This window comes from Arthrobacter sp. NPDC097144 (assembly GCF_044762205.1).
GTDB lineage: Bacteria > Actinomycetota > Actinomycetes > Actinomycetales > Micrococcaceae > Arthrobacter_B.
On record NZ_JBIWDW010000001.1, the window covers coordinates 36,609 to 55,342 of the forward strand.

The 18,734-nt window shown below is 65.9% G+C and carries 18 protein-coding genes; 4 read left to right on the forward strand and 14 right to left on the reverse strand.

Annotation, left to right across the window (positions count from 1 at the left end):
* Positions 1–59: 59 nt before the first annotated feature.
* Positions 60–1,058, reverse strand: a complete 999-nt coding sequence (gene infC / locus ACIQXM_RS00165) for a translation initiation factor IF-3 (protein WP_400925859.1) — start codon at positions 1,056–1,058, stop codon at positions 60–62.
* A 400-nt stretch (positions 1,059–1,458) separates the two neighbouring features.
* On the opposite strand from infC, the gene ACIQXM_RS00170 reads away from it, so the two are divergent.
* Together ACIQXM_RS00170 and ACIQXM_RS00175 are read left to right on the forward strand one after the other, a co-directional pair.
* The gene (locus tag ACIQXM_RS00170) at positions 1,459–1,887 is read left to right on the forward strand and encodes a DUF1844 domain-containing protein (RefSeq protein WP_400925862.1); all 429 of its coding nucleotides are present in this window, start codon (positions 1,459–1,461) and stop codon (positions 1,885–1,887) included.
* Positions 1,888–2,002: 115 nt separating this feature from the next.
* Positions 2,003–2,743 (forward strand): DUF1992 domain-containing protein, encoded by a 741-nt coding sequence (locus tag ACIQXM_RS00175; protein ID WP_400925865.1) that lies wholly within the window; start codon positions 2,003–2,005, stop codon positions 2,741–2,743.
* A gap of 157 nt (positions 2,744–2,900) precedes the next feature.
* Here ACIQXM_RS00175 and ACIQXM_RS00180 read toward each other — a convergent pair whose 3' ends face one another.
* The 8 genes from ACIQXM_RS00180 to ACIQXM_RS00215 form a co-directional block, all read right to left on the reverse strand.
* Positions 2,901–4,193, reverse strand: coding sequence for an MFS transporter (locus tag ACIQXM_RS00180; RefSeq protein ID WP_400925868.1), 1,293 nt, complete (start codon positions 4,191–4,193; stop codon positions 2,901–2,903).
* A 35-nt stretch (positions 4,194–4,228) separates the two neighbouring features.
* A complete protein-coding gene (locus tag ACIQXM_RS00185) occupies positions 4,229–5,077 on the reverse strand; it encodes an SseB family protein (protein ID WP_400925871.1) in 849 nt (282 codons plus the stop codon).
* A gap of 5 nt (positions 5,078–5,082) precedes the next feature.
* Positions 5,083–5,832, reverse strand: coding sequence for a bifunctional 1-(5-phosphoribosyl)-5-((5-phosphoribosylamino)methylideneamino)imidazole-4-carboxamide isomerase/phosphoribosylanthranilate isomerase PriA (gene priA / locus ACIQXM_RS00190; protein WP_400925874.1), 750 nt, complete (start codon positions 5,830–5,832; stop codon positions 5,083–5,085).
* Positions 5,833–5,870: 38 nt separating this feature from the next.
* The gene (locus ACIQXM_RS00195; protein WP_400927762.1) at positions 5,871–6,011 is read right to left on the reverse strand and encodes a hypothetical protein; all 141 of its coding nucleotides are present in this window, start codon (positions 6,009–6,011) and stop codon (positions 5,871–5,873) included.
* A 22-nt stretch (positions 6,012–6,033) separates the two neighbouring features.
* Positions 6,034–6,672, reverse strand: coding sequence for an imidazole glycerol phosphate synthase subunit HisH (gene hisH, locus ACIQXM_RS00200; RefSeq protein ID WP_400925877.1), 639 nt, complete (start codon positions 6,670–6,672; stop codon positions 6,034–6,036).
* Complete coding sequence (gene hisB / locus ACIQXM_RS00205) at positions 6,669–7,286, reverse strand: imidazoleglycerol-phosphate dehydratase HisB (RefSeq protein ID WP_400925880.1); 618 nt, start codon at positions 7,284–7,286, stop codon at positions 6,669–6,671. Before hisB ends, hisH begins: the two co-directional genes overlap by 4 nt.
* A gap of 87 nt (positions 7,287–7,373) precedes the next feature.
* The gene (locus ACIQXM_RS00210; RefSeq protein ID WP_400925883.1) at positions 7,374–8,483 is read right to left on the reverse strand and encodes a histidinol-phosphate transaminase; all 1,110 of its coding nucleotides are present in this window, start codon (positions 8,481–8,483) and stop codon (positions 7,374–7,376) included.
* A gap of 185 nt (positions 8,484–8,668) precedes the next feature.
* Positions 8,669–8,944, reverse strand: a complete 276-nt coding sequence (locus ACIQXM_RS00215; RefSeq protein ID WP_400925886.1) for a LysM peptidoglycan-binding domain-containing protein — start codon at positions 8,942–8,944, stop codon at positions 8,669–8,671.
* Positions 8,945–9,801: 857 nt separating this feature from the next.
* On the opposite strand from ACIQXM_RS00215, the gene lexA reads away from it, so the two are divergent.
* Positions 9,802–10,647, forward strand: coding sequence for a transcriptional repressor LexA (lexA, locus tag ACIQXM_RS00220; RefSeq protein ID WP_400925889.1), 846 nt, complete (start codon positions 9,802–9,804; stop codon positions 10,645–10,647).
* 94 nt (positions 10,648–10,741) lie between these two features.
* Here lexA and ACIQXM_RS00225 read toward each other — a convergent pair whose 3' ends face one another.
* Positions 10,742–12,802 carry an ATP-dependent DNA helicase gene (locus ACIQXM_RS00225; RefSeq protein WP_400925892.1) on the reverse strand — a complete coding sequence of 687 codons (2,061 nt, stop codon included), beginning with the start codon at positions 12,800–12,802 and terminating at the stop codon, positions 10,742–10,744.
* Positions 12,795–14,366 carry a GTPase HflX gene (gene hflX, locus ACIQXM_RS00230; protein ID WP_400925895.1) on the reverse strand — a complete coding sequence of 524 codons (1,572 nt, stop codon included), beginning with the start codon at positions 14,364–14,366 and terminating at the stop codon, positions 12,795–12,797. The genes ACIQXM_RS00225 and hflX overlap by 8 nt, the downstream gene beginning before the upstream one ends.
* Before the next feature lie 120 nt (positions 14,367–14,486).
* Between hflX and ACIQXM_RS00235 the strand changes: the two genes are divergently transcribed.
* The gene (locus ACIQXM_RS00235; protein ID WP_400925898.1) at positions 14,487–15,107 is read left to right on the forward strand and encodes a class I SAM-dependent methyltransferase; all 621 of its coding nucleotides are present in this window, start codon (positions 14,487–14,489) and stop codon (positions 15,105–15,107) included.
* Between the two features lie 153 nt (positions 15,108–15,260).
* Here ACIQXM_RS00235 and dapF read toward each other — a convergent pair whose 3' ends face one another.
* The 3 genes from dapF to miaB are packed head-to-tail and all read right to left on the reverse strand — an operon-like array spanning position 15,261 to position 18,701.
* Positions 15,261–16,211 (reverse strand): diaminopimelate epimerase, encoded by a 951-nt coding sequence (gene dapF / locus ACIQXM_RS00240; protein ID WP_400925901.1) that lies wholly within the window; start codon positions 16,209–16,211, stop codon positions 15,261–15,263.
* Positions 16,208–17,125, reverse strand: a complete 918-nt coding sequence (miaA, locus tag ACIQXM_RS00245) for a tRNA (adenosine(37)-N6)-dimethylallyltransferase MiaA (RefSeq protein WP_400925904.1) — start codon at positions 17,123–17,125, stop codon at positions 16,208–16,210. Before miaA ends, dapF begins: the two co-directional genes overlap by 4 nt.
* Positions 17,126–17,153: 28 nt before the next feature.
* Positions 17,154–18,701 (reverse strand): tRNA (N6-isopentenyl adenosine(37)-C2)-methylthiotransferase MiaB, encoded by a 1,548-nt coding sequence (gene miaB, locus ACIQXM_RS00250; RefSeq protein WP_400925907.1) that lies wholly within the window; start codon positions 18,699–18,701, stop codon positions 17,154–17,156.
* Between the last annotated feature and the right edge of the window lie 33 nt (positions 18,702–18,734).

The window sequence follows — 18,734 nt, forward strand, 5'->3', positions numbered from 1 at the left end:
CCTTTGCAGATGCCAGGGGTTACTGGACGCCTGGACGTCCTGCGGGAAAAGCTGAGACTCTACTCCGCAGTTCCGGGCTTGTTCTGGCTCGCTGCGCCCCGTGAAGGAGCAGCCTTGCCAGCAGGTTTGGGTGCAGCAGCCGGCTTGGGCCGTGCTGCGGGCTTAGGTGCAGGCTTCATTGCCGTGGGCTTGGGCACAGCAGCCGGCTTGGGCGCGGCTGCAGGCTTCGACTCCGCGGGAGCGGCCGGAGCAGCGGGAGCCTCCGCAACCGGCTGGGGAGCCGGAGCCTTGGCGGCCTGTGCTGCGCGGCGTGCATCCGACGCAGCCTTCTCAGCTGCTGCCTGTGCGCGCTTCTCAGCCATTTCCTTGTCAGCCTTTTCCTTCTCTGCACGGGCCTTGTCGGCCTCGGCAGCGGAGGAACCAAGCCGCAGGCCGTCCGGCAGAAGGTCTGCCAGGCTCTGCGTCATGGGCGCCTTGTTTTCAGCGGAGGTGTCCACCCGTGCGGGGGCCTCGCCGTTCTTGGCGGCTTCGTTGGCTGCCTTGGCATCGGCACGCTGCGTTGCGCGGCGTGCTTCGGCCTTAGCCTCGGCCTTGTTCTTCAGCGGGCCGATCACCATGACCATGTTGCGGCCGTCGATGCGCGGAGTGGATTCAACCACACCGACCTCGGCGACGTCAGCTGCGAACTTGTTCAGCAGCTTCATGCCCATTTCCGGACGCTGCTGTTCACGGCCGCGGAACTGAATCATGGCCTTGACCTTGTCACCGGCTGCGAGGAAGCGCATGGCATGGCCGCGCTTGGTTTCGTAGTCGTGAGTGTCAATCTTCAGGCGGAACCGGATTTCCTTCAGCACGGTGTTCGTCTGGTTCTTGCGTGCCTCACGGGCCTTGACAGCGGCTTCGTACTTGTACTTGCCGAAGTCCATTAGTTTGCACACCGGAGGCTTGGCCTGCGGTGCCACCTCAACAAGATCCAGGTCGGATTCAGCAGCGAGACGCAGGGCGTCTTCGATACGGACGACCCCAACTTGCTCTCCAGCCGGTCCTACCAGCCGCACCTCAGGGACGCGGATTCGATCATTGATTCTTGGCTCGCTAATGTTGCAGCTCCTGTTTAATTCAAAACGGCTACCGCCTGCAACTGAAGAAGGCCCCCAATTGCACGCGCAATCGGAGGCCTCGAGGGGTCGGCGGGAGCTGCGTCAGCAGCAACCTCCCTGAATGGTTGGCCAGGCAATGCCTGGACCCGCCACAGGGGGCCGACCATACCCGGCAACTCTGCTTCTGCACACATGCCCTGGGGCATACGGCTTGAAGATTCAGGCTGACGCGGGTGGGAGGAGTCTCCGCTTGCATACTGGCCGATGCGATACTTTCACCATCCGCTCCGTGAGGGGCGGGGCCGTTGAAGGCAGTGAAAGTAACGACAACCAGTCGGTCTGTGACAAGCTTACCAGTATGAGTACCCCACAGAGCAACCCGGCGGGCGAACCCACCCGCCATTCCTTCCCCGGCACCACGGAAGAGGTGCACGCACCTTCCGCTGAAGAGCAGGAAGTGGCGGCCCAGATGCGTGACATCGCCGAAGTCCCCGCAATTGAAGTCATCACCACCGCTGCCGTTCACCTGATGAGCGCTGCCGCCGTCAAGTGCGGCCTGGCCGAGGGCGACGACGCCGAAGAACTGAAAGATCTGGACGAAGCCCGGAAGCTGATTACCGCACTGGCCGGATTCGTGACTGCAGCAGCTCCGGAAATCGGCAGCCAGCACGCCGGTCCGTTGCGCGACGGACTGCGTTCGCTGCAGCTGGCCTTCCGCGAGGCCTCCGAACTCCAGGACGCTCCGGGCAAGGGTCCGGGCGAGAAGTTCACCGGCCCCGTCAACTAAAGCCTCTGCCCTTCGAAGCCCGGTGGGCCTGCCGTTCGCGGCGGGCCCACCGGGCTTTTGTCTGCCCGTTCCGGTTGCGTAACCTGTTGGGGACATTCAACGAAGGCGGTGACGAGTGGCTGGCAGCGGCGCGGAGGCATATCGGAAACGGCTGGAACAAGCGGCACGGCTCAAGGCCGCAGGAACGTCCGAAGCGGCCGGGTACAAAGTGCCCGAGGGGCTCGGCGCTTCCGAAAGCGAGGAGGCACGCGAGAAACGCCGGAAGTTCACTGAGGCGCAAAAAGCGGACTACCTTGTTCGCGACGCCATGAACCGTGGTGAATTCGACAACCTCCGCTATGCCGGCAAACCCATTCCCGGACTTGATGACCCCGATCCCGATTGGTGGATCAAACGGCTGATCAAAAGGGAGAACATCAGCGGGCTGGGTCCGCCGGCCCTGCTGCTCAGGGTGGAAGACGAGAATTTTGCGTCCCGCTTGGACGAGCTGCCGTCCGAGCGCCAGGTACGCGACGCCGTGGAGGACTTCAACTCGCGGGTCATCGAAGCGCGCCGCCAGCTGCTGGGCGGGCCTCCCGTCATCACCAGGATCCGCGGAGTGGAGGACGAGGTGCGGAGCTGGCGGGAGCGCCGGGGGCTGTCCGCAGTCAGTGCTGAAGGGGACGCAGCCGAAGGGGATGCAGCCGCCCGGCCTGCTGCCGCCGGCCGATCCGGCATCAGATCCGGAGCCAGCGCTGCAACTGGAGCCGGAACTGGATCCAACGGCAGTAACCAGAGGCCTGGCCTTCGGGGCTGGGTGCACCGGCTGCTCGGCAGGTTCCGCCGGCCCCCGCGCCATCCCCGTCCTGACGGGTAGAGCACCGAACACACGCTGCCGCCGCTGAGCGGTTTGGGCTCACGGAGGCGGTGCCGCGCGCTCGGCGGTGCCGTGGGCGCGAGTCGAGTAGAGGTGTCCCCTATAACCCCGTCGGCGCAGGCCGAACCGCCGAAACTAGCCCGAAACTAGCCCCGAACTAAGCCGGAAGCCGCTGTCCGCGCCGGCTGAACTTCCGCACAGCCAGGGTTGCCAGCACCAGCACCGCCGCTGACGCACCGGCAAACGTAAAGCCCGCCCACGGCCCCGCAAGGTCAATTGCCATGCCAGCCAGCGGGGCCCCCAGAGCGGTGCCGGAGGTGAGCGCAGAACCGTACCAGCCCATGGCTTCACCCCGGCGCTCTTCGGACACCAGGTCAGCCACGCGTTCGGACGCGGAGGAGAGCACCGGAGCGCAAAGCAGGCCGGCGGGAATGGAGAGCAGCGCCAGGCTCAGGGTGTCGGTTGCCAGCGCCATGGGCAGAGTCAGGACAGCCATGGCCAGGAGCAGCAGCATCGGCGAGAACCTGCGGTGCATCGCGCCGTAGATGAGGCCGCCCACCACTGACGCTGCACACCAGGCAACGAACACGAGGCCCACCTGTCCGGGCTGGCCGGAGGATTCGACCAGGGCTACGATGCCGACGTCGGAGCTGGACAACAGCAGTCCGGCGCCCACAGCCACGGCAAAGACCACCGCCACACTGAGCGTGAACCAGGAAAATCCGGAGCGCAGCCGTTCCCGCCGGTTCAGCACGGCAAGCGGCTGCAGTTCGGAGGAGGCTTCGGCCAGATTGGCCGGGGCCGCAGCGACGACGGCGGCGTTGGCGGCCTCGCGCTCCTGGACCTCGCTGGCGGAATCGAGCGGATGCTCGGACCGCGTCGGCGGGTTGAACCAGATCAGGAGAAGCCCGGCGAGCGACGTCGTAATGCCCACCAGGGTCAGGCCGATCACGGAGGAGAAGGATGTGGCCAGGACGGCACCGAGCGCGGGACCGCCCATGAAGACCACTTCGGTGGCAATGGAATCCAGCGCAAACGCCGTGCGCCGCTGGTCCCCCTTGGCCAGCACACCCAGCGACTGCCGGACCACACTGAACACCGGAAGCGTAAAGACCCCGCCGATCAGTGCCAAAACCAGCAGCCACTCATAACTGGCATGAGGGGCAATGGACCAAATAACAGCCTCGGAGATCACCGAGGGAATCAGGGCCCGGCGCAGTCCCACATTGTCCACGCGCCGCCCGCGCCACGGGGCGCCGAAGGCAATGCCGACGGTGACAACGGCAGCAACCGCGCCGGCCTTGGCGTAACCCATGTCCATGGTCAGGACCACGTGCAGGGTCAGGAGCACTCCGGCCGCCGAATGCGGGAACCGGGCAATCATTCCCACCAGCAGCAGGCGTCGGATCGGGGCGATGCGGAGCAGCTCCCCGTACGCAGCAAAATTCACGGCACTTCTCTTCCGGCGGTCCCCCGCCCAACGGGTTAGCGCGTGATTTTGAGTTCCAGGGAATCCACACGCTCAACAAATAAGGGATCGGCAGCCAGTCGCTGCTGCAGCGTTCCGGCGATGCCCTGCACCGCCTGCGCATCCAGTCCCGGTGCCAGGTGAAGAACCATTCTAAGCTCAGGTCCGGCACCGCCTCCTGCCAGGACCGTCCCGCGCGCCGATCTCGCCGCAGTTCCGGGCCCCTGAACCAGTTCCACTCCGGTGACGGACGGTTCGTGGGCGACCGCCGCGGACACGGCGCTGCCCACCTCTTCGTCGGCGTACGACGGCGTCCACTCCCGCTGCTGGGCAAGCGCCCACATTGCGGGCCGGCGCACCACAAACGTGACATCGGCGCCGGGATCCACGACCAGCAGCTGGGCTTCCTCGGAGACAGCGGAGAGCGCGGCCCGGGCGGCATAGACCGCGACCGGGCGCGCTTCCGGATGCCACTGCTGCAGGGCGGGTACCGATGTGAACACCGGAAGGGCCTTGCGTCCGTCGGGTGCGGTGAGGGTGACCAGGGCCATGTCCGCTTCCTTGTCCGCGGCCAGTCCGTGCTCGGATTCAGCTTCCTCGGCCAGCGTCGCGACAATGGGCACGAACACGCGGGCGGTGGCCAGCGAGGCGACCACCTGCGCCTCAGTGCCGGTGCCTGCCTCTAGCGCGGCAAGGGCGGCGAGGTAGCCGGCGTCGGCAGTGCCGTCGTCGGCGTCGAAATTGTGCAGCGGGTTTCCCTCGCCGGAAAGATCCCGGCCGGACCAGGACTGCCCGGCGGAGTCGGCCGGGCCGCCGGCGCCCGCGAGGGCAGCGGCAATATGGCCGGGAAGAGCGCGTTCAGCCATGGGTTCTAGCGCTCCGGGTGCCCGGCGACGTCGAAGGCCTGCGGCAGGGTGAAGGCACCGGCGTAGAGCGCCTTGCCCACGATCGTGCCTTCCAGTCCAAGGGGTACGAGCTCACGAAGGGCAGCCAGGTCATCCAGTGACGAGATGCCGCCGGAGGCCACCACCGGCCGGTCGGTACGCAGCAGGACTTCACGCAGGAGCTCCAGGTTCGGTCCGCGCAGGGTTCCGTCCTTGGTCACGTCCGTCACGACGTAGCGCGGGCAGCCTGCCTCTTCGAGGCGCGCCAGGACCTCCCAGAGGTCTCCGCCTTCCTTGGTCCAGCCGCGCGCGGCGAGGGTGGTGCCCCGCACGTCGAGGCCGACGGCGATCGCCTCGCCGTAACGCGCAATCGCGCTGGCGGTCCACTCCGGGTTTTCCAGTGCGGCGGTGCCCAGGTTGACGCGGCTGGCGCCCAGCTCCAGGGCCATGTCCAGGGAAGCATCGTCACGAATGCCGCCGGAGAGCTCCACCTTGATGTCCAGCTGGTCCACCACGCGCTTGAGCAGCGCCAGGTTGGACCCGCGGCCAAAGGCAGCGTCCAGGTCCACCAGGTGCACCCATTCGGCACCGTCGTTCTGCCATGCCAGGGCGGCGTCCAGCGGATCGCCGTAGCTGGTTTCGCTGCCGGCTTCGCCCTGGACCAGGCGGACAGCCTGGCCGTCCGCTACGTCCACGGCGGGCAGGAGTTCCAGGACGGGTGTTTCAACAAGTGACATGATTCTGCTTTCGTGGGGTTCCGGCAGCGGCGGAATGCTCAGACGCTGCTGTCGATCAGGAGGTAGGCGCCAAGCAGGGATAATCCTGCGAGCACCCAAAAGCTAACGGTGATAATCCGGGACATGCCCTGGCGGCGAAAGGAAATGGCTCCGCCGATCAAGAGTCCGGCAAGGCCCATAAGGAGAATGCTCCACACGGCTCTAGCCCAGCGTCTTCAGCCAGTTTTCCAGCAGCGCCGCTCCGGCGTCACCGGACTTTTCCGGATGGAACTGCGTGGCGGTCAGCGGCCCGTTTTCCACGGCGGCAATAAAACGGCTGCCGTGCTCGGCCCAGGTGACCTGCGGTGCGCGCATGGCGGGCTGCGTGACGTCAAAATCCCATTTCTGCACTCCGTAGCTGTGCACAAAGTAGAACCGCTCGTCCTCGATCCCGGCGAAAAGCTTGGATCCTTCGGGCGGCTGCACCGTGTTCCAACCCATGTGCGGCACCACTTCAGCGTCCAGCCGCTCCACGACTCCGGGCCACTCCCCCATGCCCGGGGTGCGGACACCGTGCTCCACGCCCTCGTCAAAGAGCACCTGCAGGCCCACGCAGATGCCCATGACGGGCCGGCCGCCGGCAACCCGGCGGCCGATCAGGCGAAGGGCATCCACTTCTTTGAGGCCCTGCATGACGGCGGCAAAGGCACCCACTCCGGGTACCAGCAGCCCGTCGGCGTTCAGGACATCGGCGGACTTGCTGCTGAGGGTGACATTGGCACCGACGTATTCCAGCGCCCGCACAGCGGACCGGATGTTGCCGGAGCCGTAATCAAGAACGGTAACGTTGCGGGTGCTCACAGGGCTCCCTTGGTGGACGGAATACCTTCTACACGGGGATCAGGCTCGACGGCGGCACGCAGCGCACGCGCGAAGGCCTTGAACTGGGCTTCCACGATGTGGTGCGGGTCGCGGCCCCCAAGGACGGTCATGTGCAGGCAAATCTGGGCATGCAGGGTGATGGCCTCGAAGACGTGGCGGGTCAGCGAACCGGTGAAATGCCCGCCGATCAGGTGATACTCCTGGCCCGCGGGTTCACCCGTGTGCACCAGGTAGGGCCGGCCGGAAATATCGACGACGGCGTTGGCCAAAGCCTCGTCCAGCGGCACGGTGGCCTCGCCGAAGCGACGGATGCCGGCCTTGTTGCCCAGGGCTGTCTTCAGCGCCTCGCCGATGCTGATGGCAATGTCCTCCACTGTGTGGTGGACATCAATATGAGTGTCACCGGTGGCCTGGACCGTGAGATCCATCAGGGAGTGCTTTGCCAGGGCCGTCAGCATGTGGTCGTAGAACGGCACGGAAGTGCTGATGTTGGACTGGCCGGTTCCGTCCAGGTCCAGCTCCACTACCACTGACGACTCACTGGTGACCCGTTCGAGGCGGGCTGTGCGTCCGGTGGTGGTCTCCACGGTCATGGTTTTCCTTTGAAAGAAGGGAGTCTCGTCTAACAGTTTAGTGTCTGGCGCGGGAGCGTTCCGCGCGGCTGCGCGAGCGGCAGAAGCCTAGCGGATGCCTGCGGCGAGGAGCTCGCGGAGCCGGTCCAGGAAGGCGCTGGTTTCGGTCTCCGTCCCGGCGGTGACGCGCAGGTGTCCGGGGATCCCGACGTCGCGCACCAGCACGCCGGCTTCCAGCAGGCCTTCCCATACGGCGTGGGGGTTCTCCAACCCGCCGAAAAAGACAAAATTCGCGTCCGACGGGGCCGGCTTCAGATCCATTGTCAGCAGCTCGGAGACAATGCGGTCACGCTGGACCTTGATGGCTTCAACGTTGGCCAGCAGTGCGTCAGCGTGGTCCAGGGCTGCGTTGGCGGTGGCTTGGGTGATGGCGGAGAGGTGATACGGCAGGCGGACCAGGCGCAGGGCATCGGTAACCTCGGGGGCGGCCGCCATGTAGCCGACCCGCGCTCCGGCCAGCGCAAAAGCCTTGCTCATGGTGCGTGAAACGATGAGTCGCTCCCGTCCCGGCAGCAGCTGCAGGGCACTGGGGGTTCCCGCATGGAAGAACTCCCCGTATGCCTCGTCCACAATCACTATGGCCTGTGATGCTGCACCGGCTTCATACACGGCTTCCACCACGTCCAGGGGCAGCGCCGTGCCGGTGGGGTTGTTCGGCGTGCAGAGGAAGACGATGTTCGGGGCTTGCGCGCGGACCTGCTCTGCCGCTGATTCCGCGGTGAGTCCAAAGTCATCGCTGCGGGTGCCCGTGACATAGCGGGTTCCGGTACCGCTGGACAGCAGCGGGTACATGGAATAAGTGGGAGGGAAGCTCATGGCGGTGCGGCCCGGACCGCCGAAGGCTTGCAGGATCTGCTGCAGGACTTCGTTGGAGCCGTTGCCGGCCCAAATGTTCTCGGCGCCGAGCCCGTGGCCCAAATACGCGGCAAGGCGATTGCGCAGGTCGGTGAATTCCCGGTCCGGGTAGCGGTTGAGGCCTGATACGGCCTGATCCACGGAGGCTGTGATCGCTTTGCGCACCGACTCCGGCAGCCCATGGGTGTTCTCGTTGACGTTCAACAGAATGGGCACGTCCAGCTGCGGCGCGCCGTAGGGCGTCAGGCCGCGAAGGTCATCGCGCAGGGGAAGTCGGTTGAGTCTTTGCAGCTGTTCAGTCACTTGTACAGCTTAAGACTTGTTGTCGAGCGGGAAGAATCGCCGCACAGACGGGCCGGCGTTATTACGCCGTGTTGTGTAGTGGTGCAGTTGCGTAGTGGTGCAGTTGTGTAGTGGTGCAGTTGTGTAGTCCTGCGGGGGGGGTGCAGTTCTGCGGGGGGGTGCAGTTCTGCAGCGGTGTAACAGCGTCAGCCTTCAACGGGGATGTACAGCTGGATCCCAGCGCGGATGCTCGCATTGGAAAGGTTGTTCAATTCCATAATGTCCGCAACCACGTCCCGCGGGTCGCGTTCCGGGGCGAATTCTTCGGCAAGTTCCCACAGGGACTCGCCGGCAGCCACACTGACCTGGACGGTTCGGGTGACCTCCGGGGCTCCGCTGGAGGCCATGGCAGGGGCCGTGAAGAACGCAAGAAGCGTCAGCGCCGCTGCGGCGGTAAGCATGATCGGCAGGCCGATGAACACCAGCCGTCCCCGTCGCGTGAGATGCAGTCCGTGCGGGCGGGCCGGAGCCTTCGGCAGAACTGATGCAGCCTGTGCAGCTCCAACGGCCCATGCCCTTGAAACAGCCGGTGCACTTGAAACAGCCGGTGCACTTGAATCAGCAGGAGCTGCTAAAGGCGCCAAAGCAGCTGAAGAGACCAGAACGGAGGGTGACGGATTTGCCGAAGGCACCGGAGTCCCGCCCCGGGTCCACAGGGAGGGCACCTTGGAAGGAAAGCGCAAGCGGGAGAGGCGGGGAGATTTCACTGCAGCCCGGCCGGCCGATGCGGCTTGGCTGGCGACAAGCGTTCGCTCAGCAACATCCGTCCGGTCTGTCAGCAGGTTCTTGCCGGGCACAACCTTTTGGCCAGATACAACAGTCAGTTTGGGTGTGACAGCTGAAGTGGACTTGGCCCGCTTGGGTCTGGCGATCTGAATAGGCCTGAAAGTTTGAGTGGGCATTGCTGCACCTTTCCGGTTCGTCGACATCGGAAATAACCCGAAGCCATGTTCGAACGATTGGAAGTTATCTGACGTCCTTGCGCCGGAGCGGAGAACTGTTGTCGAAAGTGTGTTCGATTGTTGCGAACTCATTTCTAGCACCTATCTACTAACAAAGTCGAGACTCGCTCGAACAAATGTTTGAAAACGTTGCTCCACTCCCTTAGCGTTGAGGGCATGGAAGAGGTTCATCCGGTGTCAACCGGACCGGATCCGGAGCGTCGGCCCCGGAAAGGTTCGTTGGGACCACTGAATCAGCTGCCACTGACATAACCGCCAGCCATAGACCAAACCAGCTCCGGCACCTCCCGGACCAGCTGACCCGAAGGGAACCCCACGTGGCCCGCACCACTGCTTCCGAAGACAGCACCAACAAGCCAGCTGCCGCAGGCACCCGTGCGCGTGTCAAGGGGCTCACACCACGGCAGAAGACCGTCTTGGAAATGATCCAGCGGTCGGTGAGTACCAACGGATACCCTCCCACCATGCGCGAAATTGGTGACACGGTGGGGCTGGCCAGCCTCTCCAGCGTCACCCATCAGCTCATGCAGCTGGAAAAGCTCGGCTACATCCGCCGTGATCCCAAGCGGCCCCGCGCCATGGAAATCCTGATTCCACTGATGCTGCGGGACGGCACGGCAGGTGCCGCAGGCTCCGCTGAAGACCAGACCGGCACGGCCGGGACCGCCACGAGATCCGCCCAGGCAGCCGCCGGCTCCGACGCAGCTCCTGATGCCGCGGCAGGCGCCGGAGCCGCGGCTGCGTCCGCCCCGGCACTGGCATCCGTGACGGAGCTGGCCACGGCCGTGGATACCGCAATGGTGCCCCTCGTTGGCCGCATCGCAGCCGGCGGTCCCATCCTCGCGGAGCAAGTCGTGGAGGACATCATGCCGCTGCCGCGCCAGCTGGTGGGCCACGGCGATCTGTTCATGCTGAAGGTTTCGGGTGACTCCATGGTGGACGCCGCCATCTGCGACGGCGACTGGGTGGTTGTCCGCCGCCAGCCAACAGCGGAAAACGGTGACATCGTGGCCGCCCTCCTTGATGACGAGGCCACTGTCAAAACCTTCCGGCAGCGCAACGGCCACACCTGGCTGCTGCCGCAGAACACGCGCTACGAGCCGATCGTGGGCGACCACGCAGTCATCATGGGCAAGGTTGTCTCGGTGATGCGCTCGCTCTAGCGGGAAAATCCCCGTCCCGGGCCCCACGCCGGGACGCAAATGGCGGCCGGAATATTCTTCCGGCCGCCATTTGCGTTCCCTGATGTTCCGCCCCTTATGTTCGGGCTCCCGGCTTGCCTGTGGCATGCTCCTCGGCTGCGGACTGCTCCGCCAGACGGCCAAGGACCGACAGCACCACTGAACGGTCCGTAGTGGACCAGAACGGCGGCAACGCGGCACGGAGGAAACCCCCGTAACGGGCCGTGGCGAGCCTGGAATCCAGGACGGCAACCACGCCGCGGTCCCCCGCAGCACGAATCAGCCGCCCGGCGCCCTGTGCCAGACGCACTGCCGCATGGGTGGCCGACACGGACATGAAGCCGTTGCCCCCGGCCTTGGCCACCGCGCGGGTACGGGCGGTCATCAGCGGATCATCCGGGCGCGGGAACGGAATCCGGTCGATCAGCACAAGCCGGCAGGCAGCCCCCGGAACATCAACGCCCTGCCACAGTGACATGGTGCCGAAAAGGCAGGTGTCAGGTTCCTCCGAGAACTGCTTCACGAGGGAGGACATGGAAGATTCCCCCTGGCACAGGATGGGGAAATCCACCCGGCTGCGCATGGCATCCGCAGCGTCTTCAGCAGCCCGGCGGGAGGAAAACAAACCCAGGGCACCGCCATTTGATGCCTTCAGCAATGCTTCAATCTCGTCCAGCTGAGCCTGCGAGGTACCGCGCTCCGGCTTCGGCAGGTCCTTGGCCACGTACAGCACCCCCTGCCGGGGATAGTCGAAGGGGCTGCCGACGTCGGTTCCGGTCCAGGACGGCGCACCGGGGCCCAGCAGACCCAGGGCACCTGCCACCGGGCCGAACTCGGAGCCAATCGCCAGGGTGGCCGAGGTCAGGACTACGGTATGCCCGTCGAACAATCCCTCTCGCAACCGCCCCGCCACTGACAGCGGAGCAACGTTCAAGGTGGCCGGGGCCGTTTCGTCCGGGGGTGAGAACCCGCCCGACGGCGAGAACGAGCTGGGCCGGGATGCCCAGATCACTTCGCCGGCAGCCGGAGCCGAAACCAGCCGTTCGCAGACCTCCAGCACCGCCATCAGCCGGGAGCGCGCAGTCTGGCGGCCGCCGTCGGCCGTATCCCCCGGCTCGGGCTTCGAATCGGAGAGAGCCACGCGGCACGCTTCACGGATGCGGTTGACGGCCTGCTCCTGCTCCTCGTTCAACCCGCTGGCGAGCAGCCCCGACGGCACACCCTCCATGGACTTCTCGAAGGCGCGCTCCGCCTGTGCCAGCTCTTCCACGCTGGCGGAGGTGTGCTTGCGCGCAGCGGTCACAGCTGCAGACACGACAGTGCCGGACAGTTGCCCGGTGACGGCTCCGGTGACGCGGTCCTGCAGTTCATGCGCCTCATCAATGACCACCACGTCATAGTCCGGCAGCACAGCCAGACCCTCAAAGGCAGCGATGGCCAGCATCGCATGGTTGGTGATGACGACGTCGGCCACGGCGGCGGAGGCGCGGGCCCGCTCGCTGAAGCACTCGGCCGCCACGGGACAGCGCTGGGCGCCCAGGCACTCCATGGAGGTGACGGAGACCTGCCTCCACGCGCGGTCACTGACGCCGGGGACCAGGTCATCCCGGTCTCCGGTATCCGTTTCCTCGGCCCACTCGCGCAGCCGCACCACCTCGCGGCCCATGGCCGAGGTGGGAGCCGGAGACGGGTGAGCCACCCCGTGGTCGTCCCCGAGGGTGAACAGAGCACCGGCCGGGTCTTCCTCTTCGGGAAAACCCCCGCCGGTCTTGTGCAGGCAGACATAGTTGCTGCGTCCCTTGAGCAGTGCCACGTCCACTTCCCGCGGCAGCTGGGGCTTGAGCGTCTTGAGCAGCCGCGGCAGGTCCCGGCCCACAATCTGGGACTGCAGGGCCAGCGTGGCCGTAGACACCAGCGTGGGTTTGGTGCTCTCGAGCGAGTGGTGGATCAGCGGGACCAGATAGGCCAGCGACTTGCCGGTCCCGGTGCCGGCCTGGACCAGCAGGTGCTTGCCTTCGTCGATGGCCTGTGTCACCTGGCGGGCCATTTCATGCTGGCCCGGGCGGTTTTGGCCGCCCATGCCGGCAACGGCGGTGTCCAGCAGTTCCAAGACTTCGCCGGTGGTGTCCTTACTCATGGGTGACGAACGGCTCCAGTTCAGCAGCGAGGCCTTCACGGACCATGACGTGCAGCCGGGTTCCGGTTTCCGAGTGGTCCACGGAGAGGATCTCGGTGTCCGGGCTGTGCAGCCGCGACACGACGTCTCCGCGGTCATAGGGAACCATCAGCGTCAGGTCCACCGCCGGACGGGGAATCCCCTCGGAGATGGCCTGCAGCAGCTCATCGATGCCTTCGCCGGTTCGGGCGGAGACCACCACGTGGCGGCGTTCCTTCTGGCGAAGCCGTTCCAGGACAAACGGATCAGCGGCATCGGCCTTGTTCAGGACAATGATTTCCGGCACGTTGCGGGCGTCGACGTCGGTGAGCACAGTGCGCACCGCGGCGATCTGGCCCTCGGGATCAGGATGGGATGCATCCACGACGTGCAGGATCAGGTCGGCGTCCGCGACTTCTTCCAGCGTGGAGCGGAAGGCTTCCACCAGCTGTGTCGGCAGCGACCGGACGAACCCGACGGTGTCCGCCAGGGTGTAGCCGATGCCGTCTTCGGTCTGGGCCTTGCGGATGGTGGGATCCAGGGTGGCGAACAGGGCGTTCTCTACCAGGACGCCGGCGTCGGTCAGCCGGTTCAACAGCGAGGACTTTCCGGCGTTGGTGTAGCCGGCAATGGCCACGGAGGGAACCTGGTTGCGCTGCCGGTTGGCCCGCTTGGTTTCGCGTGCAGGTTTCATGCCCGCGATTTCCCGGCGGAGTTTCGCCATCCGGGTGCGGATCTTGCGCCGGTCCAGCTCAATCTTGGTTTCACCGGGACCGCGCGAACCCATACCGGCGCTGGCGCTGCCCACCTGGCCACCGGCCTGCCGGGACATGGATTCACCCCAGCCGCGCAGCCGCGGCAGAAGGTATTCGAGCTGGGCCAGTTCCACTTGGGCCTTGCCTTCGCGGGACTTGGCGTGCTGGGCAAAAATGTCCAGGATCAGGGCCGTCCGGTCAATGACCTTGACCTTGACGATGTCCTCAAGCCCGCGCCGCTGGGACGGGGCCAGTTCGCTGTCCACAATGACGGTGTCCGCACCGGTGGCGGCCACAATGTCCTTGAGTTCCTGTGCCTTGCCCGAGCCCAGGAAGGTTCCGGGGTCCGGCTTCAGGCGGCGCTGGATAACGCCGTCGAGCACCTCGGAGCCCGCCGTTTCAGCAAGGGCTGCCAGTTCCTGCAGGGAGTTCTCGGCGTCGGCCGCCGTTCCTTCGCTCCACAGGCCGGCCAGCACCACGCGTTCCAGGCGCAGCTGGCGGTACTCAACTTCGGTAACGTCTTCGAGTTCGGTGGACAGGCCCGCCACGCGCCGCAGTGCGTGCCGTTCGCGCAGGTCCTCCTGGTCGCCGTCGTGCACGGAGTGCCCGGCGTCCTCGGCGGAGAGCGCCTGTGCCCGGCCGCGCGGGGCGTCCCGGGCGGGAGCCTTGGCCTCCGCAGCGCTTTCCTTGGCGAGGATCCTGTCAATGACCCCCTGGATGTCTTCGGGGCTCAGCTCCGGTGTGGGCTGGGCGGATCCGGACGTGCCAGGACGGGAATTGTTGATCGTCATATTCTCCTTATAAGCCGTGTTATCCATGGTAAGTCAGGGCACGGACATTTGGGGGCGGAATTTGCCCGCCGCTGAATCCGGTTTCCGCTGCCTGCAGCAGACCCACTAATCTGGTTTGTTATGGGTTCAGACCATTACTTCAGTTCACAGCCGTCCGGGCCCGAGGTCCGCCGGCCGCTCCGTGTTTTCCTGGACGGGCGCGAACGCACGCTCGTCACCTCCGGAGGCATTTTCAGCCCCGATGCCATAGACAAGGGGACGGCGGTACTTCTGGATGAAGTTCCTGCACCCTCCCCCACCGGCAATCTGCTGGACATCGGCTGCGGCTGGGGACCCGTGACACTGACCTTGGCGCTGAAGTCTCCTGGCGCCCGCGTGTACGCGGTAGACGTCAATGAGCGCAGCCTCGCCCTGACGCGCGACAATGCCGCCGCGCTCGGCCTGGACAACGTCAGCGTTTCGCTGCCCGAAGACGTGGATCCTGACCTCCGGTTCAACACCATCTGGTCCAATCCACCCATCCGCATCGGCAAGGACGAACTCCATGCCCTCCTGCTCCTGTGGCTTCCCCGGCTGGCTCCGGAGGGAACCGCTTGGCTGGTGGTCCAGAAGAATTTGGGTGCGGATTCGCTGCAAAAGTGGATCGCGGATCAACTCGGAACCCGCTACTCGGTGTCCCGGCACAGCACCGCGAAATCTTTCCGCGTGCTGAAGATTGTGCGCAAGCCCGTCGCGGGCTAAGTGCCTAACCGTGGGTTGGATCTAACTGCGTGCTCAATACCATGACTGGAACAACAGTGTTCCGCAGCGCTTTATTCCGGCGGTAAGCCGGGCATTATCCGCTCCCGAAGCCGGCCGTGGCCCGTTGCGCAGGGCCGGCTCCGCATCGGCTTGCTAGAGCAGGGTTCCGCGGGCCACGAGGACGGCGGGACCGCTGAGTTCCACGTGTTCGCGGCCGTCCTCGGCGGTCAGGAACCGGACGCCGACGACGCCGCCGGGCACGGTGACGGCCCAGTCGTTCGGGGCTTCGCGGCCGGCCCAGAACCGGATGGCGACGGCAGCGGCGCAGGCTCCGGTGCCGCAGGAGAGGGTCTCTCCCACGCCCCGCTCATGCACGCGCATGGTCAGCATTCCCACGCCGTTCTCCACCAGGGGTTCTGCCGGCACCACGAATTCCACGTTGGTGCCGTGCTCCGGCTCGGGCTGGACGGTCGGTGCTGCGGCAAGGCTTGTGGCGGCCAGTTCCGACAGCTCGGCCAGGGCCACCACGGTGTGCGGGTTTCCCATGCTGACGGACAGTCCGGGCCGCGGAACTTCCAGGCCTGCCGCGTTGACGACGGCGTCCATGGCCTTGGCAGCTGCATGGTCGGGATAGATGAACTCCCACGGGCCCATGTCCACGGCGTAGCCGCTGTCCACCCGGGTGACGGTCTTAAGCCCGGCACGGGTGCCGAGGGTCAGCGTCTCGCCGTCGCCCAGGGTCACGAGATTTTCGGCGAGCAGAAAGTGCACAAACACCCGGACTCCGTTGCCGCACATCTCCGAGATGCTGCCGTCCGAGTTGCGGTAGTCCATGAACCATTCCGCTGCGGGCTCGCTCTGCAGCAGGCCCTGGCCCTCCGGCAGGTGCTCCGAGCGCACGGCCCGGATGAAGCCGTCGGCACCGATGCCGCGGTGCCGGTCACACACGGCTGCCACTTCCTCGGCGGTGACATTCCGTTCTCCGGCGGGGTCAGCCACCAGGATGAAGTCGTTGCCGGTGCCGTGGCCCTTGGCAAAGGGAAGGCCGGCCAGGGACGCAGGCAGGCCGGAAGCGGACAGCGGAGCAGAAAGAGTTGTGTTCACTGTTCAAGGATAGCGGCGGCGGCCCTGCCGGTCAGATCGGGATCATCCCAGTTCAGCCAGGTGATGCGGGGGTCTGCCCGGAACCAGGTCAGCTGGCGGCGGGCAAACTGGCGGGTGGCCACCACTGTCTGTTCGGCTGCCTCGGCAACGGTTGATTCGCCGTCGAGCACCCGCAGGAACTGGGAGTAACCCAGGGCGCGGCCCGCGGTCCGGCCCTCGCGCAGCCCGCGCCCCGCCAGCATTTCCACCTCGGCCAGCAGCCCGCGGTCCACCATCTGGTCCACGCGCGCTGCCAGCCGGCGGTGCAGCACACTGCGCTCCACGCTCAGTCCGATCTGGACGGCCGGCTGAAAGTACTCTCGGACGGGCATGAAGGAACTGAACGGCCTGCCGGTTAGCCGGTGGACTTCCAGGGCTCGCACCACCCGGCGGCCGTCGCCGAGCCTGTCCGCGGACACCGGATCCACTGCCCGCAGGCGCTCGCGCAGCGCCTCCAGGCCCACGTCCTCAAGCTCCTGTTCCAGGGCAGCGCGCACGGACGGATCCGTACCGGGGAATTCCAGCACATCGAGCACCGCACGCACGTAGAGACCGGAACCGCCCACCAGGATTGGATACTTTCCGCGGTTTTGGATCTCCGTGATGAAGTCGCGCGCCGAGGCTTGGAAGTCCGAAACGCTGGCTTCTTCCCGGACATCCATGATGTCCAGGAGGTGGTGCGGAACGCCGCGGCGCTCTTCGACGCTGATCTTGGCGGTACCAATGTCCATGCCCCGGTAGAACTGCATGGCATCGGCATTGATGACCTCCCCGCCGAGCTGCCGGGCAAGGGATACGCCGAGGTCCGACTTGCCGGAGCCGGTGGGTCCGACGACGGCGATGACGGGGCGGGTGCGCGGGGCTGCGTCCGTCACCGGCCGCACCGGATCATCAGGCCCGGCATTAGGAGCGCGGCGGCAGGGCCGGCATGCCGAGGGAAACCCCGGTCTTGCCCCCTGTTGTTCCGGGAGCGGGAACTCCGCAGGACTCTGCCTGCGAACGGTCCCACGCGTCCCCTGCCCGCGAGCGGCGCAGGGAATAGTCGCCCGCGGTGGCGGGATCAGACACCAGGTGGAAGGCCGCCGCGGAGGTTACGGGCACGGTGACGAGGTCTCCGGGACGGGGCACCTCGCAGCCTTCGGGGACGGAGAAGTGCACCAGCCGCTGGTCGCGGGAGCGGCCGGAGAGGCGTCCGGTCTCCTCGGACTTGCGGCCGGAGCCGGCCGTCACCATTACTTCCACCGTGGTTCCCACCTGCTTGGCGTTTTCCTCGGCGGCGATGCGGTCCTGCAGCGCGGTCAACCGCTCAAAGCGCTCCTGGACCACGGCCTTGGGCAGCTGGTCCGGAAGGTCAGCCGCGGGAGTACCCGGGCGCTTGGAGTACTGGAACGTGAAAGCCGTGGCAAAGCGGGACTTCTCCACGACGTCCAGCGTCGCGGCAAAGTCCTCTTCCGTCTCCCCAGGGAAGCCCACAATGATGTCGGTGGAGATGGCCGCGTGCGGCATCCGTTCACGCACGCTGTCCAGGATGCCGAGGAACTTCTTGGAGCGGTAGGACCGGCGCATGTCCTTCAGGACCTTGTCCGAGCCGGACTGCAGCGGCATGTGCAGCTGCGGCATCACGTTGGGGGTTTCGGCCATCGCGTCGATGACGTCCTGGGTGAAGGCCGCCGGATGCGGGCTGGTAAAGCGCACCCGTTCCAGACCCTCGATGCTGCCGCAGGCCCGCAGCAGCTTGGCGAACGCGCCGCGGTCGCCGAACTCCACGCCGTAGGAGTTCACGTTCTGCCCCAGCAGCGTGACCTCGATGGCGCCGTCGTCCACCAGTGCCTGGATTTCGGCAAGGATCTCGCCGGGGCGCCGGTCCCGTTCCTTGCCCCGCAGGGAGGGAACGATGCAGAACGTGCACGTGTTGTTGCAGCCCACGGAGATGGAGACCCAGCCCGCGTACACGGAGTCCCGTTTGGTAGGCAGTGTGGAGGGGAAAACGTCGAGGGATTCCAGGATTTCCAGCTGAGCCTCGTCATTGTGCCGGGCCCGCTCCAGCAGTGCCGGCAGGGAACCGATGTTGTGCGTGCCGAACACGGCGTCCACCCACGGAGCCTTGCGCTGGATGGTGTCGCGGTCCTTCTGCGCCAGGCAGCCCCCCACTGCTATCTGCATGCCGGGACGGGTTTCCTTGACATGGGCCAGCATGCCCAGGTTTCCATACAGCTTATTGTCCGCATTCTCCCGCACCGCGCAGGTATTGAAGACGACGACGTCGGCTTCCTCCCCCGCAGCAGGAACGTATCCGGCGTTCTCCAGCAGTCCGGAGATGCGCTCGGAATCATGGACATTCATCTGGCAGCCGAAGGTGCGCACCTGATAGGTGCGCGGATGCTGAAGGAGCTCGGCAGCAAGCGGCGCAGATACGGGGGAAGATTCGGGGGAAGATACAGTCAAACTCACAGTCCTAGGGTACCTGCCGCAGGACGCCCGGGC

Coding starts and splice junctions, on each gene's coding strand:
- ACIQXM_RS00195 (WP_400927762.1), bottom strand. CDS start 6,011: ATGGGCCTTGCCGGACTCTTGATCGGCGGAGCCATTTCCTTTCGCCGC.
- ACIQXM_RS00225 (WP_400925892.1), bottom strand. CDS start 12,802: ATGAGTAAGGACACCACCGGCGAAGTCTTGGAACTGCTGGACACCGCC.
- ACIQXM_RS00185 (WP_400925871.1), bottom strand. CDS start 5,077: ATGGCTGAACGCGCTCTTCCCGGCCATATTGCCGCTGCCCTCGCGGGC.
- ACIQXM_RS00170 (WP_400925862.1), top strand. CDS start 1,459: ATGAGTACCCCACAGAGCAACCCGGCGGGCGAACCCACCCGCCATTCC.
- priA (WP_400925874.1), bottom strand. CDS start 5,832: ATGTCACTTGTTGAAACACCCGTCCTGGAACTCCTGCCCGCCGTGGAC.
- hisB (WP_400925880.1), bottom strand. CDS start 7,286: ATGACCGTGGAGACCACCACCGGACGCACAGCCCGCCTCGAACGGGTC.
- hflX (WP_400925895.1), bottom strand. CDS start 14,366: ATGACGATCAACAATTCCCGTCCTGGCACGTCCGGATCCGCCCAGCCC.
- ACIQXM_RS00235 (WP_400925898.1), top strand. CDS start 14,487: ATGGGTTCAGACCATTACTTCAGTTCACAGCCGTCCGGGCCCGAGGTC.